Source organism: Streptomyces mirabilis, from assembly GCF_039503195.1.
Taxonomy (GTDB): Bacteria; Actinomycetota; Actinomycetes; order Streptomycetales; family Streptomycetaceae; genus Streptomyces; species Streptomyces mirabilis_D.
This window is the reverse complement of record NZ_JBCJKP010000001.1, coordinates 46,128-65,026: the sequence shown is the minus strand read 5'-3', so window position 1 is coordinate 65,026 and position 18,899 is coordinate 46,128. Positions and strand designations below refer to the sequence as shown.

At 68.4% G+C, this 18,899-nt stretch carries 19 protein-coding genes and 1 pseudogene; 12 read left to right on the top strand and 8 right to left on the bottom strand.

Going from position 1 to position 18,899, the window contains the following annotated elements; translation table 11 throughout:
* Positions 1-16 precede the first annotated feature (16 nt).
* Positions 17-793 carry a polysaccharide deacetylase family protein gene (locus AAFF41_RS00350; protein WP_319752561.1) on the bottom strand — a complete coding sequence of 259 codons (777 nt, stop codon included), beginning with the start codon at positions 791-793 and terminating at the stop codon, positions 17-19.
* Positions 794-1,226: 433 nt separating this feature from the next.
* On the opposite strand from AAFF41_RS00350, the gene AAFF41_RS00345 reads away from it, so the two are divergent.
* Positions 1,227-1,613, top strand: a complete 387-nt coding sequence (locus tag AAFF41_RS00345) for a DnaA ATPase domain-containing protein (RefSeq protein ID WP_319752560.1) — start codon at positions 1,227-1,229, stop codon at positions 1,611-1,613.
* Between the two features lie 141 nt (positions 1,614-1,754).
* Positions 1,755-2,141 (top strand): WD40 repeat domain-containing protein, encoded by a 387-nt coding sequence (locus AAFF41_RS00340; RefSeq protein ID WP_319752559.1) that lies wholly within the window; start codon positions 1,755-1,757, stop codon positions 2,139-2,141.
* 566 nt (positions 2,142-2,707) lie between these two features.
* Here the strand turns inward: AAFF41_RS00340 and AAFF41_RS00335 are convergent.
* The 3 genes from AAFF41_RS00335 to AAFF41_RS00325 form a co-directional block, all read right to left on the bottom strand.
* On the bottom strand, positions 2,708-2,896 hold the full coding sequence (locus AAFF41_RS00335) for a hypothetical protein (RefSeq protein WP_266588930.1): 189 nt from the start codon (positions 2,894-2,896) through the stop codon (positions 2,708-2,710).
* Between the two features lie 732 nt (positions 2,897-3,628).
* Positions 3,629-3,859, bottom strand: a complete 231-nt coding sequence (locus tag AAFF41_RS00330) for a hypothetical protein (protein ID WP_319752557.1) — start codon at positions 3,857-3,859, stop codon at positions 3,629-3,631.
* Positions 3,860-4,517: 658 nt separating this feature from the next.
* Positions 4,518-5,246 carry a replication-relaxation family protein gene (locus tag AAFF41_RS00325; protein WP_343326224.1) on the bottom strand — a complete coding sequence of 243 codons (729 nt, stop codon included), beginning with the start codon at positions 5,244-5,246 and terminating at the stop codon, positions 4,518-4,520.
* A gap of 462 nt (positions 5,247-5,708) precedes the next feature.
* Here AAFF41_RS00325 and AAFF41_RS00320 point away from each other — a divergent pair, with 462 nt between their 5' ends.
* Complete coding sequence (locus AAFF41_RS00320; protein WP_343323189.1) at positions 5,709-6,362, top strand: hypothetical protein; 654 nt, start codon at positions 5,709-5,711, stop codon at positions 6,360-6,362.
* A gap of 908 nt (positions 6,363-7,270) precedes the next feature.
* Here the strand turns inward: AAFF41_RS00320 and AAFF41_RS00315 are convergent.
* Positions 7,271-8,077 carry a DUF6348 family protein gene (locus tag AAFF41_RS00315; protein WP_343323188.1) on the bottom strand — a complete coding sequence of 269 codons (807 nt, stop codon included), beginning with the start codon at positions 8,075-8,077 and terminating at the stop codon, positions 7,271-7,273.
* A 377-nt stretch (positions 8,078-8,454) separates the two neighbouring features.
* On the opposite strand from AAFF41_RS00315, the gene AAFF41_RS00310 reads away from it, so the two are divergent.
* From AAFF41_RS00310 to AAFF41_RS00290, 5 genes are all read left to right on the top strand, one after another.
* Positions 8,455-9,282: an SAM-dependent methyltransferase gene (locus tag AAFF41_RS00310; RefSeq protein ID WP_343323187.1), complete on the top strand. Its 828-nt coding sequence runs from the start codon at positions 8,455-8,457 to the stop codon at positions 9,280-9,282.
* A gap of 546 nt (positions 9,283-9,828) precedes the next feature.
* Entirely contained in the window at positions 9,829-10,734 is a 906-nt protein-coding gene (locus AAFF41_RS00305; RefSeq protein WP_343323186.1) for an NADP-dependent oxidoreductase, read from the top strand.
* A gap of 83 nt (positions 10,735-10,817) precedes the next feature.
* Complete coding sequence (locus AAFF41_RS00300; protein ID WP_319752553.1) at positions 10,818-11,879, top strand: alkene reductase; 1,062 nt, start codon at positions 10,818-10,820, stop codon at positions 11,877-11,879.
* Between the two features lie 11 nt (positions 11,880-11,890).
* The gene (locus AAFF41_RS00295; protein ID WP_343323185.1) at positions 11,891-12,370 is read left to right on the top strand and encodes a MarR family winged helix-turn-helix transcriptional regulator; all 480 of its coding nucleotides are present in this window, start codon (positions 11,891-11,893) and stop codon (positions 12,368-12,370) included.
* A 665-nt stretch (positions 12,371-13,035) separates the two neighbouring features.
* A complete protein-coding gene (locus AAFF41_RS00290) occupies positions 13,036-13,254 on the top strand; it encodes a transposase (RefSeq protein WP_343323184.1) in 219 nt (72 codons plus the stop codon).
* A 674-nt stretch (positions 13,255-13,928) separates the two neighbouring features.
* Here the strand turns inward: AAFF41_RS00290 and AAFF41_RS00285 are convergent.
* Entirely contained in the window at positions 13,929-14,366 is a 438-nt protein-coding gene (locus AAFF41_RS00285) for a hypothetical protein (protein WP_343323183.1), read from the bottom strand.
* Positions 14,367-14,802: 436 nt separating this feature from the next.
* Here AAFF41_RS00285 and AAFF41_RS00280 point away from each other — a divergent pair, with 436 nt between their 5' ends.
* Both AAFF41_RS00280 and AAFF41_RS00275 read left to right on the top strand, forming a co-directional pair.
* Positions 14,803-15,300 carry a hypothetical protein gene (locus tag AAFF41_RS00280; protein ID WP_319752550.1) on the top strand — a complete coding sequence of 166 codons (498 nt, stop codon included), beginning with the start codon at positions 14,803-14,805 and terminating at the stop codon, positions 15,298-15,300.
* Between the two features lie 132 nt (positions 15,301-15,432).
* A complete protein-coding gene (locus AAFF41_RS00275) occupies positions 15,433-15,726 on the top strand; it encodes a hypothetical protein (RefSeq protein ID WP_343323182.1) in 294 nt (97 codons plus the stop codon).
* A 79-nt stretch (positions 15,727-15,805) separates the two neighbouring features.
* Here AAFF41_RS00275 and AAFF41_RS00270 read toward each other — a convergent pair.
* A pseudogene (locus AAFF41_RS00270) lies at positions 15,806-17,085 on the bottom strand (IS701 family transposase).
* 108 nt (positions 17,086-17,193) lie between these two features.
* Here AAFF41_RS00270 and AAFF41_RS00265 point away from each other — a divergent pair.
* Both AAFF41_RS00265 and AAFF41_RS00260 read left to right on the top strand, forming a co-directional pair.
* A complete protein-coding gene (locus AAFF41_RS00265) occupies positions 17,194-17,820 on the top strand; it encodes a helix-turn-helix domain-containing protein (protein ID WP_343323181.1) in 627 nt (208 codons plus the stop codon).
* Positions 17,790-18,344, top strand: a complete 555-nt coding sequence (locus AAFF41_RS00260; protein ID WP_343323180.1) for a transposase — start codon at positions 17,790-17,792, stop codon at positions 18,342-18,344. Before AAFF41_RS00265 ends, AAFF41_RS00260 begins: the two co-directional genes overlap by 31 nt.
* On the opposite strand, the gene AAFF41_RS00255 is transcribed toward AAFF41_RS00260, so the two are convergent.
* On the bottom strand, positions 18,259-18,897 hold the full coding sequence (locus AAFF41_RS00255) for a transposase (protein WP_343323179.1): 639 nt from the start codon (positions 18,895-18,897) through the stop codon (positions 18,259-18,261). The two genes, AAFF41_RS00260 and AAFF41_RS00255, sit on opposite strands and share 86 nt — an antisense overlap.
* Positions 18,898-18,899 lie beyond the last annotated feature (2 nt).

The following is an 18,899-nucleotide window of genomic DNA, read 5'->3' as shown; positions in this document are numbered from 1 at the left end:
CTTCGCGCGTCGTCAGTCACTTGTAGATCTTGCCGGGCTCGGCCTTGGCCGGAGCGAGCAGCTGGGAGACGGTCACGAAGGTGTAGCCCTGCTTGCTGAGCGCTTTCAGGATGGAAGGCATGGCCGGCACGGTGCCTTTGTGCAGGGGGTGGAGCAGGATGATCCCGTCGCGGCCGGCGCCCGCGAGCACGCGCTTGGTGATCAGCGCGGTGTCGTCCGTCTCGTAGTCCTTCGCGGTCACCGTCCACAGCACCTGCGCCATCCCCAGTTCTTTCGAGACCTTGGAGACGCGGTCGTCGGTGCGGCCCTGGGGCGGGCGCATCAGCGTCGGCTCGCTGCCGGTGATGCTGGAGATGGCCCGTGCCGTGCGGCGCAGCTCGTCGCGGATCTGCGCATCAGAGACATCGGTCAGCACCGCGTGCGTCCAGGTGTGGTCCCCGATCTCGTGGCCGTCCTTGGCGATCCGCCGCACCACATCCGGGAACTTGTGGATGCGCCGGCCCTCAAGGAAGAACGTCGACGGCGCCTTGTACTCCTTCAGGAGGTCCATCAGTCGGTCGGTGGGTTCGCCCGGGTTGCCGTCGAAGGTGAGCGCGATGCACTTGACCTTCCGGCAGTCCACCTGCCCCGACGGTACGACTGCTCCAGACGCAGCCCGGTCACGTTCCTCGCGCGGGGAGAGCGTCTCCATCTTGTTCGCCTGGATGACCATGACGACGGTCACCGTCACGGCCGCCACCACGGCCAGGGTCAGGAGTATGAGTAGGCGAGGCCGCCTCTTCAGGATCTTCATCCCAAGGAGAAGATTTCAGCTCCCGAAGGGTTGCCCAGCGGCCTCGATTGTGAGGCAGGACACGTGTGTGCAGCGCGTTTCAAGTGCGCTGCGGCGCCACCTGGGCTGCGATCCGCTCCAGCGCCTCTCCGACGTGTTCGGCCGCCGACGGTGGCGCTTGTGTGCCTCGTACCTTGCAACGGCCCGCTGCTGCGGCCGCCGCCACGTCAGCACCGCGGCCACCCTCCGTCCTCTCCCGCCCCGTGAACTCCCTTGATTCCGTGGGCCGTAGACGGCACGGACGTCCCGCGGGCCCAGATCCGGCGAATCACTCCATGACCAGACGATCACCTGCTATCGATCACGCCACCGACCAGCATGAGCACGCCCATGACCGGCCACACCAGCCCCGTGACCTGTAACTGCAGCAGGATGAAACGATCTCATTGGTCCGGTGTTGGCCTGCTCGCGCAGGTACTGCCACAACGTCGGCGCAGCAGGCTGCGTCTTGTGCCGTTCCCTGGCCCGGATACGCACGTGCGCTGTGAGCTCCGAGGAGTTCACCAACGAGTTCATCAACTCCATGCGCGACGGCAAGAGCGACACCTTCCGCAAGCGGTACCGCGAGATGGACATCCTGCGGGTCCACGACATCCAGTTCCTGGCGGACAGGGAGTCGTCGCAGGAGGAGTTCTTCCACACCTTCCATACGACCGTCATGCACGCCGACCGCAAGATTTGCGCTGATGGCCGAGCGCCGCCCCATCTGGCCACCGAACTCACGAACCGCATCAAGAACGGCGGGCCGAGAATGACGGCATCGCAGGCGGCCCCCGGCTGAGGTTCTGCTGGCGGCTCGATCGTCGCATCCACCCTCGGCACTACCGACCTCACCCGGAGTCCTACATCGAGTCCTCCGTCGCGAACAGCGCGCTCCACAACCACAAGGGACAAGGGCGACAAGTACAAGGACGACGGCCTCGTGTTCCTGAAGCTGACGCCCGACTTCATCGTGGCGAAGTTCGAGGTCGTCATGAGAAGTCCTTCACGAGGCTGGTGCCGGCGTGGCCAGTTCTCGTCCGTACAACTGTGGGACGTGCACCGCCGCCGCCTCACGGCAACACTCGCGGGTCACACCGACTCTGCACAGTCGGTGGCCTTCACCCCGGACGGGAACACCCTCACCACCAGCAGCGACGACGGGACCGTACGGCTGTGGGACACCGACGCCTTCAACGACCTCGCCACCCTCACCGACCATGCCTGCACCGTCGCGGGCCGGTCACTGACCGAACAGGAATGGCGCCGCTACGTCCGCGACGGAGTCGCGTACCACCGGATCTGCCCTGAGCCGTGCCCGAATCCATGATCAACAGCCGTGTTCAGAAGAGCGGGTGACCAGCTCACGCCTGCCCTGAGCGCGTTGGGGTCGACGGTTTCCTGGACGAGCGGATCGAGCACGCACGCGATGTCGGCGTGCCGGAGTTGATCACCGGCCCGCTCGGCTACGACCCTGAGTTCGCCCCGCCGGAGGACGGCCGGCACTGCCCGCCTGCCGCACCGACCTGCGCCAGCAGTACCCGACCCTGCGCCAAAGCGGTCTTCGGACGGCGCTCGCGCAGCAAGTGACCCGGCACCGTTGAAGCGTGTCAGAGAGTAATGGAGACGTAACGCTCAGGGGCGCGCGGGAGGGGGACTTGGAACAGACGCTCGTCATGGGCGAGCGCGCCCTCGAAGGCGAGCGCCAGTCCGTCCTACGCTCATCAGGACGAGCCGCGAGCTGGCAGCCGAGATGAGGAGTTCCCACCCGCCACGTGCTTCCGGGCCGACTCGGACCCAGCGTGCCCGACGGGTCGGCACGGTCCCTGCGACTCTCCCGGCTACGCTCGCGCGGGAGCGCCCTGCAGCGCGTGGCTGCGGGGCGCCTAGTGGGGTTTAGTCGACCATCTGCCCGTCGTACATACCGCCCCTGCAGGTGTTGTTCGCCCAATTGACTGTTCCGCCGCCCTGTTCGCACTCACCCGGGGTGAGGCTGGCGGCGGTGGCGGTGGCGGCGCCTGTGAGGCCGAGTCCGGCGAGAGCTGCCGTGGCGATGACGGCGGCGAGGATTCGTCGAATGCGCATTTGGTTCCCCTTTCACGGATTGCCTCAATTGGGGCACTAGTCAGCCTGACCTTCACCCATTTGGGTGGCACGCCATGTTGCGCCATTCGGGTGACATTGCCGTCGGGCGCGGGGTCGGTGACGCGACCCGTCAGGCAGGCCCTAGCCACAACGGAGTACGCGCCGGTGGCGTCACCAGCGACGCCACACACCTCATGAGATGGCGCAGCTCGAACACGGCGGGGAGAGGCGGTCTGCCGTCGTCTACCCCGGGTCGGGGCATTCCGGCATGGCGTCGTTTGTGCGGCCGGCGCTGAGGGCTCGTCGCGGGCTCGGCAGTGCTGTGGGGTGGGCGCCGAGGACTCCTCGGGCTCGCAATTCGCCGAGGTCTGGCAGACGGACGCCGGGCAGTGCGTCGAGAAGGTCGGCCTGGGCGGCGCGGATGTTCTGCGCGGGATCCGTGGGCCGGCGCCAAGAGTGCGGCGGGTGGTCACGGTGATCATCGTAGGGGCGGCCCTTGGCCGGAGGATAGCGGGAAGCCTGGCGCCGTACGGTGGGCACGTCGCCAGGCTCACTTGGGCAACGCGCCGTCCAGCAGGTGGTTACGGCCCCTTCCACCCCGCCGGGGATCGGCAAGGCCGAGGCCGGCCGGGGTGGTTGGCGCTCCTGGTTCCTCCCGTACGCGGCGCTCCACTCGCGGGCGCGCAGCAGTGCGTTCTGCGGCGCGGCGGCAGGCTGCCAGCCTGCCCCGCATCACGACTGAGCCTTTGCACGGGCGAGCTCCTTCAGCGCCATCCGGGCCGCCGGCGTTCCGGCTGCCGTCTGCCAGTACGGGTGTCCGGCGATGCGCCGGGACAGTTCCTGCAGGCGTCGCCGGTGAGCGGCGGTGCCGTGAGCGGGCGAGGTGTCGGCGAGCTCCTGGTATGTGGCGTACCAGGCGGTCTGAGCCTCCACGAGTTCACTGGGGAAGACGTTGGCATCCATACCACCGATTAGATCGCATGTTCGATTTTCGGGCAAAAGTAGACCGCTTCCCTGCGCGCCCGCTCCGTCTCTCCGGCGGCTCGGCTTCCCCCAGCGCTGCTCAGCCACCAGCGCGCGACGTTCGGCTGCGGCCTGCTGCTGCTCTGAATCCGCCAGGTCCTCCAGGAGCGACTCGAAACGGGTCTGCCACGACGCCTCCTGGCGAAGGTGTCTGTTCCGGTGGCTTGGACGACGGCGGCACCGCCCGCTCCGGCCACGGCCATGAGTGCTTCGGCGAGCATGCGCCAATCCTTTGGTCCAGGGAAAGCCGACACCTCAAAGTGCGACGCTGAGGCTTGCGACCAGTGTCCCCGGCACCACTGACAACAGGACCCTCGGCATTCGGCAGGCGACCCCGACCATGACCCCGACCGTGCCGCGCCCAGCCCCGACCATGGCTGGTCAGCGCACGGCCGACGCCTCTCTGTGGCGGCCGCATTTCATGTCTGCCGATGCCCGGAGCCGGTTTAGGGGACTCGCTGGTCGGGGTCGTGGACGGGGCGCCGTACGGTTGCGGAGGGGCTGTGGTGGAGCAGGTCGGCCAGCGGCGCCGCGACGATGGGCACGTCCTGTAGGAAGCGGGACGGCGCCAACTGCCTGGCGGCCGAACACGGGGCGGTCACCCGGTTCTCGATGTCGGCGGGTCCGGTGCCGTCCAGGACGAACAGCAGCCGCGGGAACAGTGGGTAGTGCCGCCGCCAGTCCTCCGGTTCCGGCTTCTGGCCGATGGACGGCCGGCGGCGCCCCCGGACCGTGGGCACGTAGCGGTGGAGGCGCCCGTACGCGGGCAGTTTGGCGGCGAGGCGTTCGGGGCCCATGGTGGCCCGGTCGACTTCTCGAAGGCCCGCAGCATCGCCCCGTTGTCATCGTCGGCGGGGCGGCGCTTGTAGTACAGGAGGGCGTCGGGGATGACGGCCTCGCCGCTCCCGATCGGGTGGTGAACCTCGGTCAGCCAGTCCAGCGGCCGGCACAGGTCGCCGTGGCGTCGGGCGTCCTCGAGGAAGGCGAGCGCGGTCTCGGTCACGGTCAGCGTGGGGCCGACCTTCAGCCGCACGGCGGTCGGGTCGGACACGGTCCCGGGGGGCCGGTGCCCGCGCATCTCGGGCCATTCGGAGGCGAGTTGCGCGCCGTATCGGGTGGGGAACCACACCCGGGTTCGTCCGGCCTGCGGCAGGGTGATGCGGTCGACCAGCCCCTCGGTACGCAGTCCGGCCAGCCTGCGCCTCGTCTGCTCGATGCGTACCGCGGGGGCGATCACCCGGTGCATCTGCTCAGTGGTGGCCATCCGGTACTGCGTCAGCACGGCCAGTGCCATTCGGTCCCCGCTGCCCGCGTCCACGCCGATCATCACGGTCCGCCCGCTTCCCGTCCGGTGCGGCGCCGTCCTGCCCCGGCGCCGCGTGTACCGGTCAGGTCAGCAGCCGGCCCCCGCCAGAACCCCGACCACGAGGGCCCGACCACGGTCACGAGGCGACAACGCCTCCGTGGACCAGGCCGTAACCCCCCTCCGACGACCCGGCCGACAACCGTCCGCACCCACTCCCGCACCCGCCCGTGAACCCGCAGGTCACCACGCTGGTGCGGCCGTGGTCGGGAGGCCGACATCCCCTCTACGCCCCCGGACCCGCCCCACAGCAGGAAGAACAAGGAAAGTGGGTGGGTGGGACAGGTCCCGGGCGGCGGGCGAGGGGATCGGGCGCCGCCGGTGCTCCTCGCGCGCGACGCCGAGGCCGCGCGTCGCCCACCTGCGCGCCGACATCCAACTGTTCCAGTCGGGCGCGTTCAGCATCGACACCGGGATCCGGTCGTCATGGCTGGCTTCGAGGTCATCATCACGACAGCCGTCGAGAACGCCGCCACACCGGATCAGACCTTCGACGAGCACGAGAGGCCCCAGCGCGAGAGCATCGACTTCCTGCTTCGTGGCCAGCGCACTTCGCCTTTCGGGCGCTGGCCACCCCACGCCGACCCGGTGACCGTCTCGCGTTCGCGGTCACCGGAACAGCACTTCTTTCAGGTCCTGTTTCCCACACTGAAGTTTTCCTCAGAAGTCCCTGAACGGGCTGAGGCACACAAGGTGGCCGGGGACGATCGTCTTGACGATCACCACACGACGGTCATCAAACCGGATAATCCGGATCACTACGTGGCGGTGCACGAAGAAGCAGAACCGGTGGTGCAGCCGGAAGTGGTGGATGTGGTTCCGGTCACCAAACCCGGGGCCTGGCCGGACGTTGCCGAACCCGAACCCGTTGTCTTGCCCGTGGCCGACCCGCCCCCCGTTGTCGGATCCCGAAGCCGTTCCGGGCTGCGGCATGGTGCTGGTGGTGGGTGGAGTCGGGCCGGGCTGCGGCATGGTGCTGGTGGTGGGTGGAGTCGGGCTGGGCTGCGGATCTGCCACAGCGGGCACCGCCCCCGTGAAGGCGACCCCGGCTGCCAAGAGGGGGATGATCGTGGCTGTTGAGAGACGCATGGTAAGTGATCCCCTAAGCTGGTTCGCCCCATATGTCGTCTACATGTACGTATCCGGCGCCCTCAGAGATTGCGCGGGTGGCACGTCCGGGCGACGGTGCCTCCCGGGCGACGTAGGGGGAGGGGACACCGTGGATTCGACCGCGTCGCCCGCAACCCGGTGTGCCCAGACTCCAGGGGCCGCGCATCGTGGACCGCGCCGCCGACATCGTCACCAGCTACGACGAGGTCGGCGGCTGCACCCTGCGCCAGGCGTACTACAGGCTCGTCTCGGAGGGCCTGATCCCGCACACCGCGCCGACGTACCGACGTCTGTCGGCACGCCTTGCCCAGGCCCGCCGGGAAGAGCGGTTCCCCGACCTCATCGACCCGTTGCGCGAGGTCCACGTTCCGCCAGCCTGGCAGGACGTCGGGGGCGTTCCTCCGGGACGCGCCCGACTGGTTCGCCCTGGACCGGACCGCCGGCCAGTCGTCAGCCCTGTACGTGGCCTGCGAGAAGGACACGCCACGGGCCCAGTTGACCGGCTGGCTGGAGCGCACGGGGATCTCTGTGCTCGTCCGGCCGGGGATTCGGCAGCCAGAGCTACGTGCAGGTCGTCCGCGAGCGCACGGCCCGCGACCCGCGCCGGGCCGTGCTCCTCTACGTCGTTCTCCCAGGCTTCCGGGAGTGGGGCGTGACGCTGCGCTGATCGTGTGAGTTGGGGTTCTTCCTCGCATCTCTAGTAGGACTCCGTTAGGTCTTCCGGTTTGGGCTGTTCCTCTCGGCGTCGCTCGAACTTTTCAGCCGTCGCCGACACCCACGAAGGAGTGTGGAGTTTCCCGGTGAACCGCGGTACGCCGGTGTCGTCGATTGGGTGCTCATGACCGGTTCCTGCCGACGCGTCACTGTAAGCGTCGCGCTCACGCCGGCTGGTTGCCGGAGCCGTAGGCGCGGGTGTGGGTGAGGTCGAGACGGGCTGGCGGATACGGCGGCTCGGTTCCGTCTTCCGGCATGGGGAGCAACAGGGCGTAGGCGCGGACCATCGTGAACGCGTTGGGTTCGGGCAGGTTCATGGCCGCCAAGGCCGCGGAGGCCGCTTCGTGACGCTCCCCGTTGACGCGGATCTCCGCCCGCATCTTGCCGGGTTGCCCACCGTAGAAGACCTTGATGCCGTTGAAGAACGGCGATTCCAGGTCTGCCGTGAACGTGTCCGCGATGTGGTGGAGCACGTTCGCGTCGACCAGGGAATTTTGCAGGCGGCGGCTCTCCTCGGCGTCGACGCCGAGGCCGACGGCCCCGGAGGCGATGCAGTGCCACCCGGGAACGCCGCGTTCGTCATCGGGACCGGCATGGTCGGCGAAGCACTGGCGCCGGTCCAGGAGTTCCAACATGCACGCACCGGCGGTTTGCACCCATGTGTCGGCCGCCTTGGGGGCGTCCCCGGCGATCGCCACAACGCAGTCCATGAAGCACGGCACGTCGGGCTGGAGGCTCGTGTCCGGCAGCGCGACCAGGTCGTAGTGGTGGGGACCGCCGTGCACGGGCGGCATCACGCCGATCGCCCACCCGTGCGGGCTGCTCAAGGAGTTGCCTTTCAGCTCGGTCCGTTCCGTCACACCCGGCGCGTACCTCTCCAGACCGGCCTTCACCAGAGCGAGGAACTCCAGGTCCGGCAGGCGTTCGGGCGGCGGTTCGGCGTCACGCGCTCGGCGACGTATCCAAGACATGCGGTGGATCTTAGAACGCGGTCACGCTCCCGGGGACCCGTCGCCGTCCCGCGGTCCGACGTAAAGCCCCGAGGCAGCCGCCCAACCGACTGACCTTGCGCCCCGCGCATTCCGTCACCCCGAGCACCGCATTTCGTTGGTTGCCCGGCTTGGGCCGCGGGTGCGGCAACGGCTCACCCCGCCTGCGCGGGGAGGACAAATGCCTGGCGTTCACGCCCGAGGGCACCGGTGTCCCGGGGCTGCTACTCATGCCCGATCGAGCCTGCTTGAAGGGTACGGGCGTTTGACAGCGAGCCCAGGCATCCATGCCCTCGCGCCGTCCCCGACCGGCCGGAGGATCCCAAAACGAGGGTCCGCAGGCGACGTTGCGGGGAAGAATGGCCGCCATGACGTACGAAGGCTCCTCCATCGACCCGGCCAAGCCCAGCATCGCCCGCGTCTACGACTACCTGCTCGGCGGCAAGGACAACTACGCCGTGGACCGTGAGATCGGCGACGTGTTCAAGCGCGACCTGCCCGGTTCGGTGGCCATCGCTTTCGCCAACCGCGCGGCCCTGACCCGGGCGGTCAGGGAGATCGCGAAGACCACCGGCATTCGGCAGTTCATCGACCTGGGCAGTGGCCTGCCGACCGCGGACAACGTCCACCAGGTCGCGCAACGGCACGCCCCCGAGTCCCGGGTCGTCTACGTCGACATCGACCCCCAAGTGCTGGTCCACGGCCGTGCACTGCTGGAGAACAACGACCGGACCCGCGTCGTCGCGGTCGATGTGCGCAACCCCAAAGGCATCCACACTCACCCCGACACCCTGGAAATCATCGACTTCACTCGTCCCGTCGCCGTCATCCTCAGCGCCATCCTCCACCACGTCAACGATGACGAGGACCCGGCCGGCATCGTCCGCTACTGGCGAGACCACGTCCCCTCCGGAAGTTACTTCTTCATCAGCCACTTCCGCTCCGGCAACAACCCGGAGACCGCGGAGGCCGAGAAGGTCCTCCAGCAGACGTTCGGCCGCGGCCGGTGGCGCACCGACGCGGAGATCGCCTCCCTGCTGGACGGCCTGGAGATCCTCGACCCCGGGATCGTCCCCGCGTCCCTGTGGCGTCCCGACGAGAGCGACACCCCGTGGAACAGCGGCGAAAGACGAGAGCTCACGGTCTGGGAACACCTCATCGCCGCCGGACTGGCCCGGAAAGCCTAGACGTGATCCCTGGATGACGATCGCCGGGCAGCTGCCCCTCCGGCCGGCAGGTCGCCGGGGTGGCGAAGCTCCTCGGCATCGACGCCGGCAAGTGAGCGGATTGAACATCCTGCCCGACCGCACCAGACCCTGGCCGCGTGGCTGCACGAGTTTCCCGGGGCCGAGTACATCTGCCACAACGGTGGGATTGATGTTGCGACGGGCTGGCCCCTCGTGCCTGGCGAAGCCGAGGACTCCTCGCCTCCCTGTGGCGGGTGACCACAAGGCAGACGCCTTGACAGTGAAGTCGGTCGCCACAGATCAGAGCGACGACGTCGACTGACTTCAGTATCGAAGGACACCCCGCCGAGCGGCTCACCCCCGCCTGCGCGGGGAGGGCCGACGGGGACGCCGATCCACACGTAGACGGCGTCGTCACACCTCTAAGCGAGCCGAGGTGGCTGCCTTCGCCCCTACGTCCGGCATTACTTGGCTAGCCACATGATTGCTGTTACCTTGATTATGTGGCCAGCCACGCTTTTGGTGGCCGAAGGGAATGGAGTCATCATGAAAGCAATCGTTTTCGACCAGTTCGGCGGCCCGGACGTGCTGCACGAGGCGGACATCGAGGTCCCGCAGCCCGGCCCCGGCCAGGTCCGGGTCCGTGTGAAGGCCGCCGGGCTGAACGCGCTGGACGGCAAGATCCGCGCCGGGATGATGGAAGCCGTCCGTCCGACGACCTTCCCCGCCGTCCCCGGTGGCGAGCTCACCGGCGTGGTGGACGCCCTGGGTGAGGGCGTGAGCGACGTGCAGGTCGGTGATGAGGTGCTGGGTTGGTCGGACACCGGCTCGTACGCCCAGTACACGCTGGCCACCACCGTGGCCCCAAAGCCCGCCGGCCTCGAGTGGCAGCACGCGGTCGCGCTGCCGGTGGCCGGCGAGACGGCCGAGCGGGTCCTGGACCTGCTGGGGGTGGCCGCCGGGGAGACCGTGCTGATGCACGGCGCGTCCGGAGCGGTGGGCACCCTGGCGGTCCAGCTCGCCACGGCCCGCGGAGCACGCGTGGTTGCCACCGCGGGCCCCGCCAACCAGGACTACCTCACCTCGCTCGGCGCCACCGCGACCGTGTACGGCAAGGGCCTGGTCGAGCGGGTGCAGGCGCTGGCCCCCGACGGCGTGGACGCGGTGTTCGACCTGGCCGGGAAGGGAGCCCTGGAGGACTCCATCACCCTGCGGGGCGGCACCGACCGCATCGTCACCATCGCCGACTTCGGTGCACGTCAACTGGGCATCACCTTCTCCCAGGGGTCCCAGGAACGCTCGACCGCCCGCTTGGCCGCCCTGGCTCAGGACGCCGCGGTCGGCAAGCTCGTCACCACCGTCACCACCTACCCGCTCGACCAGGCGGCCACCGCCCAGCAGGTCAGCGACGCCGGGCACGTGCGGGGCAAGCTCGTCCTGACCATCGACTGAGCACGCCCGCCCACCGTCTCCCTACGATCACCCGCTGCCTTTTCGGTGACCGGCCGGTCACCGCCCTATCGAAGGACCCCCTCATGCTGGATTCCCTGTGGACGCCGACCACTCTTGGCGGCATATCTCTGCCGCACCGCCTGGTCATGGCCCCCATGACCCGTGACCGGTCCACACCTGAAGGCGTACCGACCGAGCTGAACGCCGAGTACTACGCCCAGCGGGCCTCGCACGCGCTCGTCATCACCGAGGGAACCCAGCCCTCCGCCGACGGCCAGGGCTACCTCCTGACCCCCGGCATCCACAATGACGAGCAGATCGCCGGGTGGCGCAAGGTCATCGACGCCGTGCACGCGGCCGACGGCCGGATCGTCATCCAGCTGATGCACACCGGACGCATCGCCCACCCCGACAACACCCCCCACGGGCGCCGGCCGGTCGCCCCTTCGGCGATCCGGCCGGCGGGCGTGATGTTCACCGCGTCCGGGCCCCAGGAGATGCCGACGCCCCGTGCTCTGTCGACGCAGGAGGTGGCGGCGACCGTCGAGGACTTCCGCCGCGCCGCAGCGGCTGCTGTCGCGGCAGGCGCCGACGGCGTGGAGATCCACGGCGCCAACGGCTACCTGGTGCACCAGTTCCTGTCCGACAACACCAATCAGCGCACCGATGGCTACGGCGGCTCGATCGAGGGCCGGATCCGCTTCGCCGTCGAGGTCGCCGCCGCGGTGGCCGACGAGATCGGCGCCGAGCGCACCGGTATGCGTATCTCCCCCGCAAACCCCTACAACGACATCGCCGAGTCCGACACCGCCGAGCTGTATCCGGCGCTCCTACACGCTCTGCGCCCCCTGGACCTGGCCTACCTCCACGTGATGCACACCGGCGACGAGGAGCTGCTGGGCACCCTGCGCGCGCTGTGGCCGACCACGGTGATCCTCAACCGGGGCGGCACCGACCTGCCCGCCCGCGCCAAGGACATCGACAACGGCACGGCCGACCTCGTCTCCGTCGGCGCCCTTGCGCTCGCCAACCCCGACCTGGTCGAGCGGCTCCGCGCCGGCGCGCCGCTGAACACCCCCGACCCGGCGACCTTCTACGGCGGCGGAGTGGCCGGCTACACCGACTACCCCACCCACACCGGCTGAGGAACCGAACCATGTCCACCCCTGAACCCCGCATCCCCACGACGGCCGGCGCAGGACCGATGAGCTACGCGATCTTCCAACTCGCCCGCGCCCACCGCGCCTACGCCGCCACCCTGTTGCGTGAGATGGACCTGCATCCCGGACAGGAACTGCTGTTGATGTACCTCCTTGACCGGGACGGCCAGTCCCAGTCCGAGCTGCTCGAATGCCTCGGCGTGGACCACTCCACCATCTCCAAGGCGCTACGCCGCATGCAGGATGTCGGCCTGGTCATCCGCGAGCCTGCCGCACATGACCGGCGCGTCATGGTGGTCCACCTCACCGACAAGGGCCGTGCCATGCGCGAGCCCATCGCGGCCCTGTGGCAGGCCCTGGAGGAGACCTCCACCCGGAATCTGTCGGAGCAGCAGGCGGAGTCCTTCGTGGAGACCGCGTACGCCATCACCGAGGCGATCAGCAGCCGTGCGCTGCCAGAGGAAGAGTCCGCGTGACTCCCCGGTGTGCACCCCATGCCCGCCTACGCCGGGGGCGGCTCACCCCCGGCGTACACGGGGAGGACCCCACCACGGACTGGAGTCGTCGCCCCGCATCCGGCTCACCCCCGCCTGCGCGGGGAGGACAGGGCCGGAAGGATGCGCTCCAGTTCAAGCCGACACCTGACTATTCCTCGGTCTGAGCCCGCAGACCAGCGCGCTTTGCATACCGAGCGGCGTCTCTCGGTCGTTGGGGTCCTCCCAGCAGGCGGGGGTGAGTCGCTCCTGTTTCTGATCCCGGGAGAGCGACGTCGACGTATCGTGACGCTGCGAAGAGAGTCCGTTGGTCCGCGATCGGCTGGTGGATGGCGTGGTGGGCGGTCGTCACAGTCGGCTTTTGGCTGCTCAGCAAGGTTACGGATCAGTCACTAGGCCTCGTAGGGTGTGCAGCCACTTCTGCGCTTGTGATCGTCTTGGGTGAGCTTGGTGACCGCCTGCGGCGACGCCGGGGGCGTAAGTTCGTCAGCTCGAACGGCTCAGCCTGTCCTCCCCTCGGAGGCGGGGGTGAGCCGTGGAACGCGGAGAGCGAGCTGCTGACCTGGTCGTCCTCCCCGCGCAGGCTGAAGTGAGCCGGGGTTGAGGCTCACCCCCGCCTGCGCGGAGAGGACAACTGGCGGCCTGGAGTGGATTCGCCAGGCCGAACAGGGCGTCTCCAAGCCCATGCAAGGCTTTGCCAGGCTTCCTTCGCCAGGACCCTTGACGCCGTCACCGCCGGCCTTACCCTCGCCTGGAGTTCCGGCGTCGTCGAGGGGTATGTGAACCGGGTGAAAACACTCAAGAGGGCGATGTATGGCCGAGCCTCGTTCGAACTCCTGCGAGCCCGCATCCTCACCCAGGCATGAAATGCGGCATGAAAACCGCCTCGTCAGCCGACAGGCTGCCGGGTACGTTCGTCTCGTGTGTTACTACGCCGAGCGGCCCTACAAACTGCATGACGTGTGCGTGCCCTGCCGCGTCGCGTTCAAGCAGCACCCCGGGCCTGGCGCACACCGATGCAACCGATGCGCCGAGTCCATGCTCTGTGCTGGCCATGACTTTGCGGCACCACGGCGCCGAGACACGAAGGCGTGGACCGTCGTGGCTGCGGTGCTGGACGCGGGACTGCGTTACGAGGGCCGCGAACCCTGCGGCTGCGGCAGGGAACCCAAGTTCCGCCCTCGTACACGGGCACAGTTGCGAGCACGTCGAATCGCGGCAGCACGAACCGGGACTCCCCTCGCCGAGATGCTCGGACGCGAAGATCCACTGACGCCTGCATGACCCGCCCATCCGGTACACACGTGACTGCCGCTGCACCCGCGAGATCATTCACGGAACTGCGGACAGAGCCTTGAGAACGGCCAGGTACGCTCGTCGCGCCACTCGATCCGGTGTTCAACGAAGTGGGGGATTCCAGCAGCGCCGGGCGTGTTGTCGACCGAGGCCGCCCGCTCGTGGAGTGCGCGAGACGAAACCTCCGGCAGACGCCATGTGCCGTGCTGCCTCGTGAGAACTCTTCCAGAGCGCGGGTCGGGCTTCAGAACGTGCGATCGGCCGTGCCCAGAACAACGAGTTCGGTGCTGCCCAGCGCCTCCGCGAGTGCCTGCGGCGCGCCGCACATGTGGCAGTAGTCCCACTGCGCGCGGCGGATCACCTGGTCCGGGTGACTGAGCGCACGCAGCACGTCCCAGTGCAGGGCCTGGGCCCAGGACGTACCCCGGCTCGCCGTCGACGTCCATGTCCTCCGCGTCGATCGGGGTGTCCGCGAGCGCGAGGCCAAGCGGTGGCTGTCAACGGGCCCGGTGGCGAAGCCCAGGAACGCAGCGGGATCCGCGCCCGAGGGTGCGTCGTTGGCGCTCTCATCGTCGCGGTCCGGCCAGGAGTCGTAGCGCTGGGCGAGAACTCCGTCCCGCCAGACCTCCAACTCCAGTCGGTCACCGTCGTACTGGAAGGCCGCCAGCACCGGGACGCCCAACTCGGCGGTGATGGGCCCGGCGAGCGCGAAGACACCATTGCCGTCGACGAACCGGTCCGGATGGGCGAGGCAGAATGTCGGCCCGGCGGGGTCGCGTAGCCGGCCGTGCAGACCTCGCGCAGGACGGGGGCCGCCTGTTCGAGCGGCACGGGAATCAAGATCGTGCCGTACGTGGTCACGGCCTCACCTCCTGGGACGCGGTGACCCCATGTGGCGGTTACGCTGCGCGGCAAACGAAATACACCCACTTCAGAAGTGCGCCTCGCGCCCGTCCGATGGCCTTTCCCCGTGGTGAGATCCATCGAGCAGGTTTGGGGGCACCCCCGAGCAGGAGGTGGCCGATTTCAAGGCTCTGACCGGATCGGCGTGAACGCTCCTGTAGGTTCTTCCGGACTCGCGTGGGCGGGCCCTCGGTGGAGGAAAAAGGGGGGTGACCGTGGCTGACGAACGGCTTGATGCCGAGTGGCTTCGCGGCTGGTGTGAGCAGGCGGGTGCGGCGCTCGCGAAGCTGATGGAGTCGTTCCAGGCACGGTTTGGCTTCGAGCCGGGAAGCAACGTGGTCGTGCACGCTTCGGAGGCGAGCCATCAGGCCACCGACGTGCTCGTGGAGCTGACGCCGATTCCCTCGGACCTGACCACGATGTACTGGGTGATCGCCGAGGTCTCCTTGCCCGATGTGGAGAACGGCTACTTCGTCCACCCGGCCTTGCTGGTCGCGGACCACTTCCGCGAGTACGGGGCCATCCAGATCGACGGGGAGGAGTCCGCCCTGGTATTCGCCAGCGACGGGGGCGGGCACCTGTTCGCACTGGCGGGCTCCGGGCGGGTCTGGAGGTCGACCACCGCCTCGTGGTTCGATCAGTTCGACCTTGCCGCGGCCAGTCTTCAGGAGTTCTTCGAGGGGCTCTCTCGGCAGATCAGCGGCCGGCTCTGACGGCTGGTCGAAGGGCGAGCCGACTCGAAGCCGGGTGAGGATTCGGATCCTCAGGAGCCGGATTTCACCCGTGCCTGGCCCTTTGCCCTGGTCGGCTTCAGACAGCACGAGACCATCCTCTACGGTGCACAGATGCGCTATTTGTTAGACGCCTTCGCCGTTGGAGCACTGAGGCGAGGTCGGTCCGTCGAGCAGTTTCTGGGCCCCACCGGCTCGCCAGAACGGCCTGGTGTCCGCTGGGTCGAGGTCAGACCAGCTTCCGGACGTTACGAGGTCTTCCTCCACACCGCCCAGGATGTCGGCCACCCGGGCTTCATGGACCTTGTCGAGTTCCCACCGCTCGACCTGGACGACGGAGAGAAAGAGTTCGGTCGTCTGGTCACCACTGCGGACGACCCGCTGACCGCCCTAGTAGGACTCCGTTAGGTCGTTCTTGATCTCGGTGTTCTGTGTGTCCTGCTGGGCAGTGGCTGTTGGCAGGTGGTGCAGATGCCGGTCTAGCACCTCAAGGTGTCCTGGATTGCATCGAGGATCTGGTAGAGGGTGAGGCCGGACCGGGTGCTTTTGGGGCCAGGCGTTGTTCGGTGAGGAAGGCGTGGGCGGCGGTCACGAGGGTGACGTGGTGGTGCCAGCCGGGCCAGGACCGGCCTTCGAAGTGTCCAGGCCCAGGCCGTGCTTGAGTTCGCGGTAGTCGTGCTTGATGCGCCAGCGGACCTTCGCCAGACGGACCAGGTCGGCGATCGCCATGTCAGCCGGCAGGTTGGACAGCCAGTAGTTGGTGGGAGCCTCGGCCCCCTCGGGCCACTCGACCAGCAGCCAGCAGTCCGGCAGGACCCCGTCCCCCCTGCCCTGCTCGGCCGAAGCAGCGGTTCGGATCGGACGCTCGACGGCCTTGCCCGCAGGGCGGATGCGCACGGCGGCGAAGCGGGACCGTAACTCTCCTCGCGAGCCGTTCCGCCAGGCGACGGTGGTGAACGCGTCCTGCGCGAGACCGGCGGCCAGGGCTGTCACTGACGGTGGGGGATGGCGGTAGCGAGGCTGTGGCCAGCACCCGACGGGCCCGTTGCGGGCCGGAGCGACGGGCTGTTCCTCGAAGGGATGGGCGGTCACGTCCGCGCGGACGGCCAGCACGTAGTCGATTCCGCGCTCTGCCAGGCCGGCCCGCAGGTGTGCGTTGGTGCCGTAGGCGGCGTCGGCCACGACGACCGGTGGCCTCATGCCCCAGCCGGCCAGGGTGTCGAGCATGTCCAGGGCCAGCCGCCACTTCTCCCGGTGCGTGACCTCGGGCGGGACGCGGGTGACGGTCCTGCGGCCGGTGTCCGACGCCCACTCCTTCGGCAGGAACAGCCGCCATTGCAGCGGACAGGAGGCAGTGTCGGTGGCGGCGTGGACGCTGACCGCGACCTGGCAGTTGGCGCGTTTTCCCAGGATCCCGCAGTACTGCGGGACCACCGCGACCGACATTCTTCCGTCCTTGGGTACCGACACATCGTCGATCACCCAGGCCGTCGGGGCGATGAGCGGCAGCATCCGTTCGCAGATCCGCCGCTGCACCGGCACCGGATCCCTGGTGGACTGGTTCACGAACTGCTGAAGGTTCTGTTCGTCGCCGTCCGGTAGCCGCGAGGCCATGGCCTGGATGGACTTGCGGCGGCCGTCCAGCATCAGTCCCCGCAGGTAGCAGTCGCGCTTGGCCCGCTGGTCCTTGCGCGGCACCGAGGCGAACACATCCGCAACGTACAACGCCAACATCGCCCGGACACGGTTCACTTCATGTGCGTCCACCCATCCAACATGCCCAGAAACAGCCCAAACCGGAAGACCTAACGGAGTCCTACTAGTGCTGGATTCCTCTTTCGGTGGGTATAGCTGCGGGTAGCGGGGCAGTTGCGGGTGTTCGGGGGCGGGTGCTGGGTAGTGGTGCTGAGGGCACGGCCGGGCCGTGACGAGGGTGAGCAAGCGGTGGTCCACCGCCTGGCGTCGGCCAGAAAGGCGCCCAAGGTTGTGGTGGAGCGCTGCCGGATGGTGGAGCTGAGCTGGGGCGGCTGGCTGGTCCCGCAGATAGCCGACGAGCTGCGGTGCGGTCAGAAGACGGTGCGCCGCTGGCTGCACCGCTTCAACCGCTTGGGGCTGGAGGGACTGGAGGATCTGGGCGGGCAGGGCCGCAGGCGAAGGATCACCGAGGCCGAGCGCTCGAGGATCGTCGGCCTGGTCAGGCTGACGCCGCCGGGTCGGCTGGAGGTGCAGCCGTCGAACGAGATGTGGGCCGCGGACGAGTTGGGGCCCTCGGAGTGGACTTTGGACACACTGGCTGCCGCGGCCCGGGACCTGGGCATCGAGGTCAGCCGCTCCCAGGTACGCCGGATCCTGCTGGCCGAGGGGGTGCGCTGGCGGCGCACGCGCTCGTGGACGCGCTCGGGAGATGTGGACTTCGAGGGAAAAGGACGCGGATCGTCGAGCTGTACACCAGCCCGCCCGACGGCGCGACGGTGGTCTGCGCCGACGAACTCGGCCCGGTGATCCCACGCACCTTCCCGCCGGCACCGGGCTGGTCACCGGACGGACACCGCATCAAAAACGAGCTCGACTACTCCCGCGGACCGGAGAAGACCTGGGTCTACGGCGCCTTACGCGTCCGGGACGGCCAGGAGCTCACGCTGACGGCCACCTCCCGTAACAGTGCCTTCTACCAGCAGTTCCTTCAGCTGGTCGAGGACGCCAACCCCGTCGGGGACATCTACGTGATCACCGACAATCTGTCCTCCCACAACAGCGTGTCCACCCGAACCTGGCTCGAGGAACATCCCCGCATCCAGCATGTGTTCATCCCAGTCGGCGCCTGCTGGCTCAACCTCCAAGAAGGCTGGTGGCGCATCTTCCGCAAGACCGCCCTGGCCGGACGCTCCTTCGGCGACCGCGACCACATCACCCACGCCACCGAAGTGGCCACAGCCCAGCTCAACGCCCGCGCCCGACCCTGGATCTGGGGCAGACCCGCACCGCCCACCAGGCGTTTACGCCGCCGCTATGTGTACTTCCTTTGAGGAATCCAGCACTAGTGCTGGATTCCTCAAACTCTGTACACATATCGGCGTCGCAGTCGTCGGGTTGGGGGTGCCGGCCTGCCCAGATCCATGGCTTTGCGCGGGAGTTGAGTTGGCTGGTCGCGAGGGTGGTGGCGTACGCGATGTCGTTGGGGTTGGCGAAGGATCGGCCGGCGAGGGCGGCCTTGCGGAAGATGCGCCACCAGCCTTCTTGGAGGTTGAGCCAGCAGGCTCCGACGGGGATGAAAGCGTGGTGGATGCGGGGGTGGCCCTCGAGCCAGGTCCGGGTGGACAGACTGTTGTGGCTGGACAGGTTGTCGGTGACGATCCAGATCTGGCCGGTCGGGTTGGCGTCCTCGACCTGTTGCAGGAACTGCTGGTAGAAGACGCTGTTCCGGGAGGACGCGGTCATGGTGAGGGCCTGGCCGTCGGCCGGCCGCAGGCCGCCGTAGACCCAGGTCTTCTCCGGTCCGCGGCTGTAGTCGAGCTCCGCTTTGATCCGGTGCCCGTCGGGTGACCAGGCGGGTGCGGGCGGGAAAGTTCGGGGGATCACGG

Coding starts and splice junctions, on each gene's coding strand:
- AAFF41_RS00350 (WP_319752561.1), bottom strand. CDS start 793: ATGAAGATCCTGAAGAGGCGGCCTCGCCTACTCATACTCCTGACCCTG.
- AAFF41_RS00295 (WP_343323185.1), top strand. CDS start 11,891: ATGTCCACCCCTGAACCCCGCATCCCCACGACGGCCGGCGCAGGACCG.
- AAFF41_RS00315 (WP_343323188.1), bottom strand. CDS start 8,077: ATGTCTTGGATACGTCGCCGAGCGCGTGACGCCGAACCGCCGCCCGAA.
- AAFF41_RS00330 (WP_319752557.1), bottom strand. CDS start 3,859: ATGGATGCCAACGTCTTCCCCAGTGAACTCGTGGAGGCTCAGACCGCC.
- AAFF41_RS00300 (WP_319752553.1), top strand. CDS start 10,818: ATGCTGGATTCCCTGTGGACGCCGACCACTCTTGGCGGCATATCTCTG.
- AAFF41_RS00335 (WP_266588930.1), bottom strand. CDS start 2,896: ATGCGCATTCGACGAATCCTCGCCGCCGTCATCGCCACGGCAGCTCTC.
- AAFF41_RS00275 (WP_343323182.1), top strand. CDS start 15,433: ATGCGCTATTTGTTAGACGCCTTCGCCGTTGGAGCACTGAGGCGAGGT.
- AAFF41_RS00325 (WP_343326224.1), bottom strand. CDS start 5,246: ATGATCGGCGTGGACGCGGGCAGCGGGGACCGAATGGCACTGGCCGTG.
- AAFF41_RS00310 (WP_343323187.1), top strand. CDS start 8,455: ATGGCCGCCATGACGTACGAAGGCTCCTCCATCGACCCGGCCAAGCCC.
- AAFF41_RS00320 (WP_343323189.1), top strand. CDS start 5,709: ATGGCTGGCTTCGAGGTCATCATCACGACAGCCGTCGAGAACGCCGCC.
- AAFF41_RS00305 (WP_343323186.1), top strand. CDS start 9,829: ATGAAAGCAATCGTTTTCGACCAGTTCGGCGGCCCGGACGTGCTGCAC.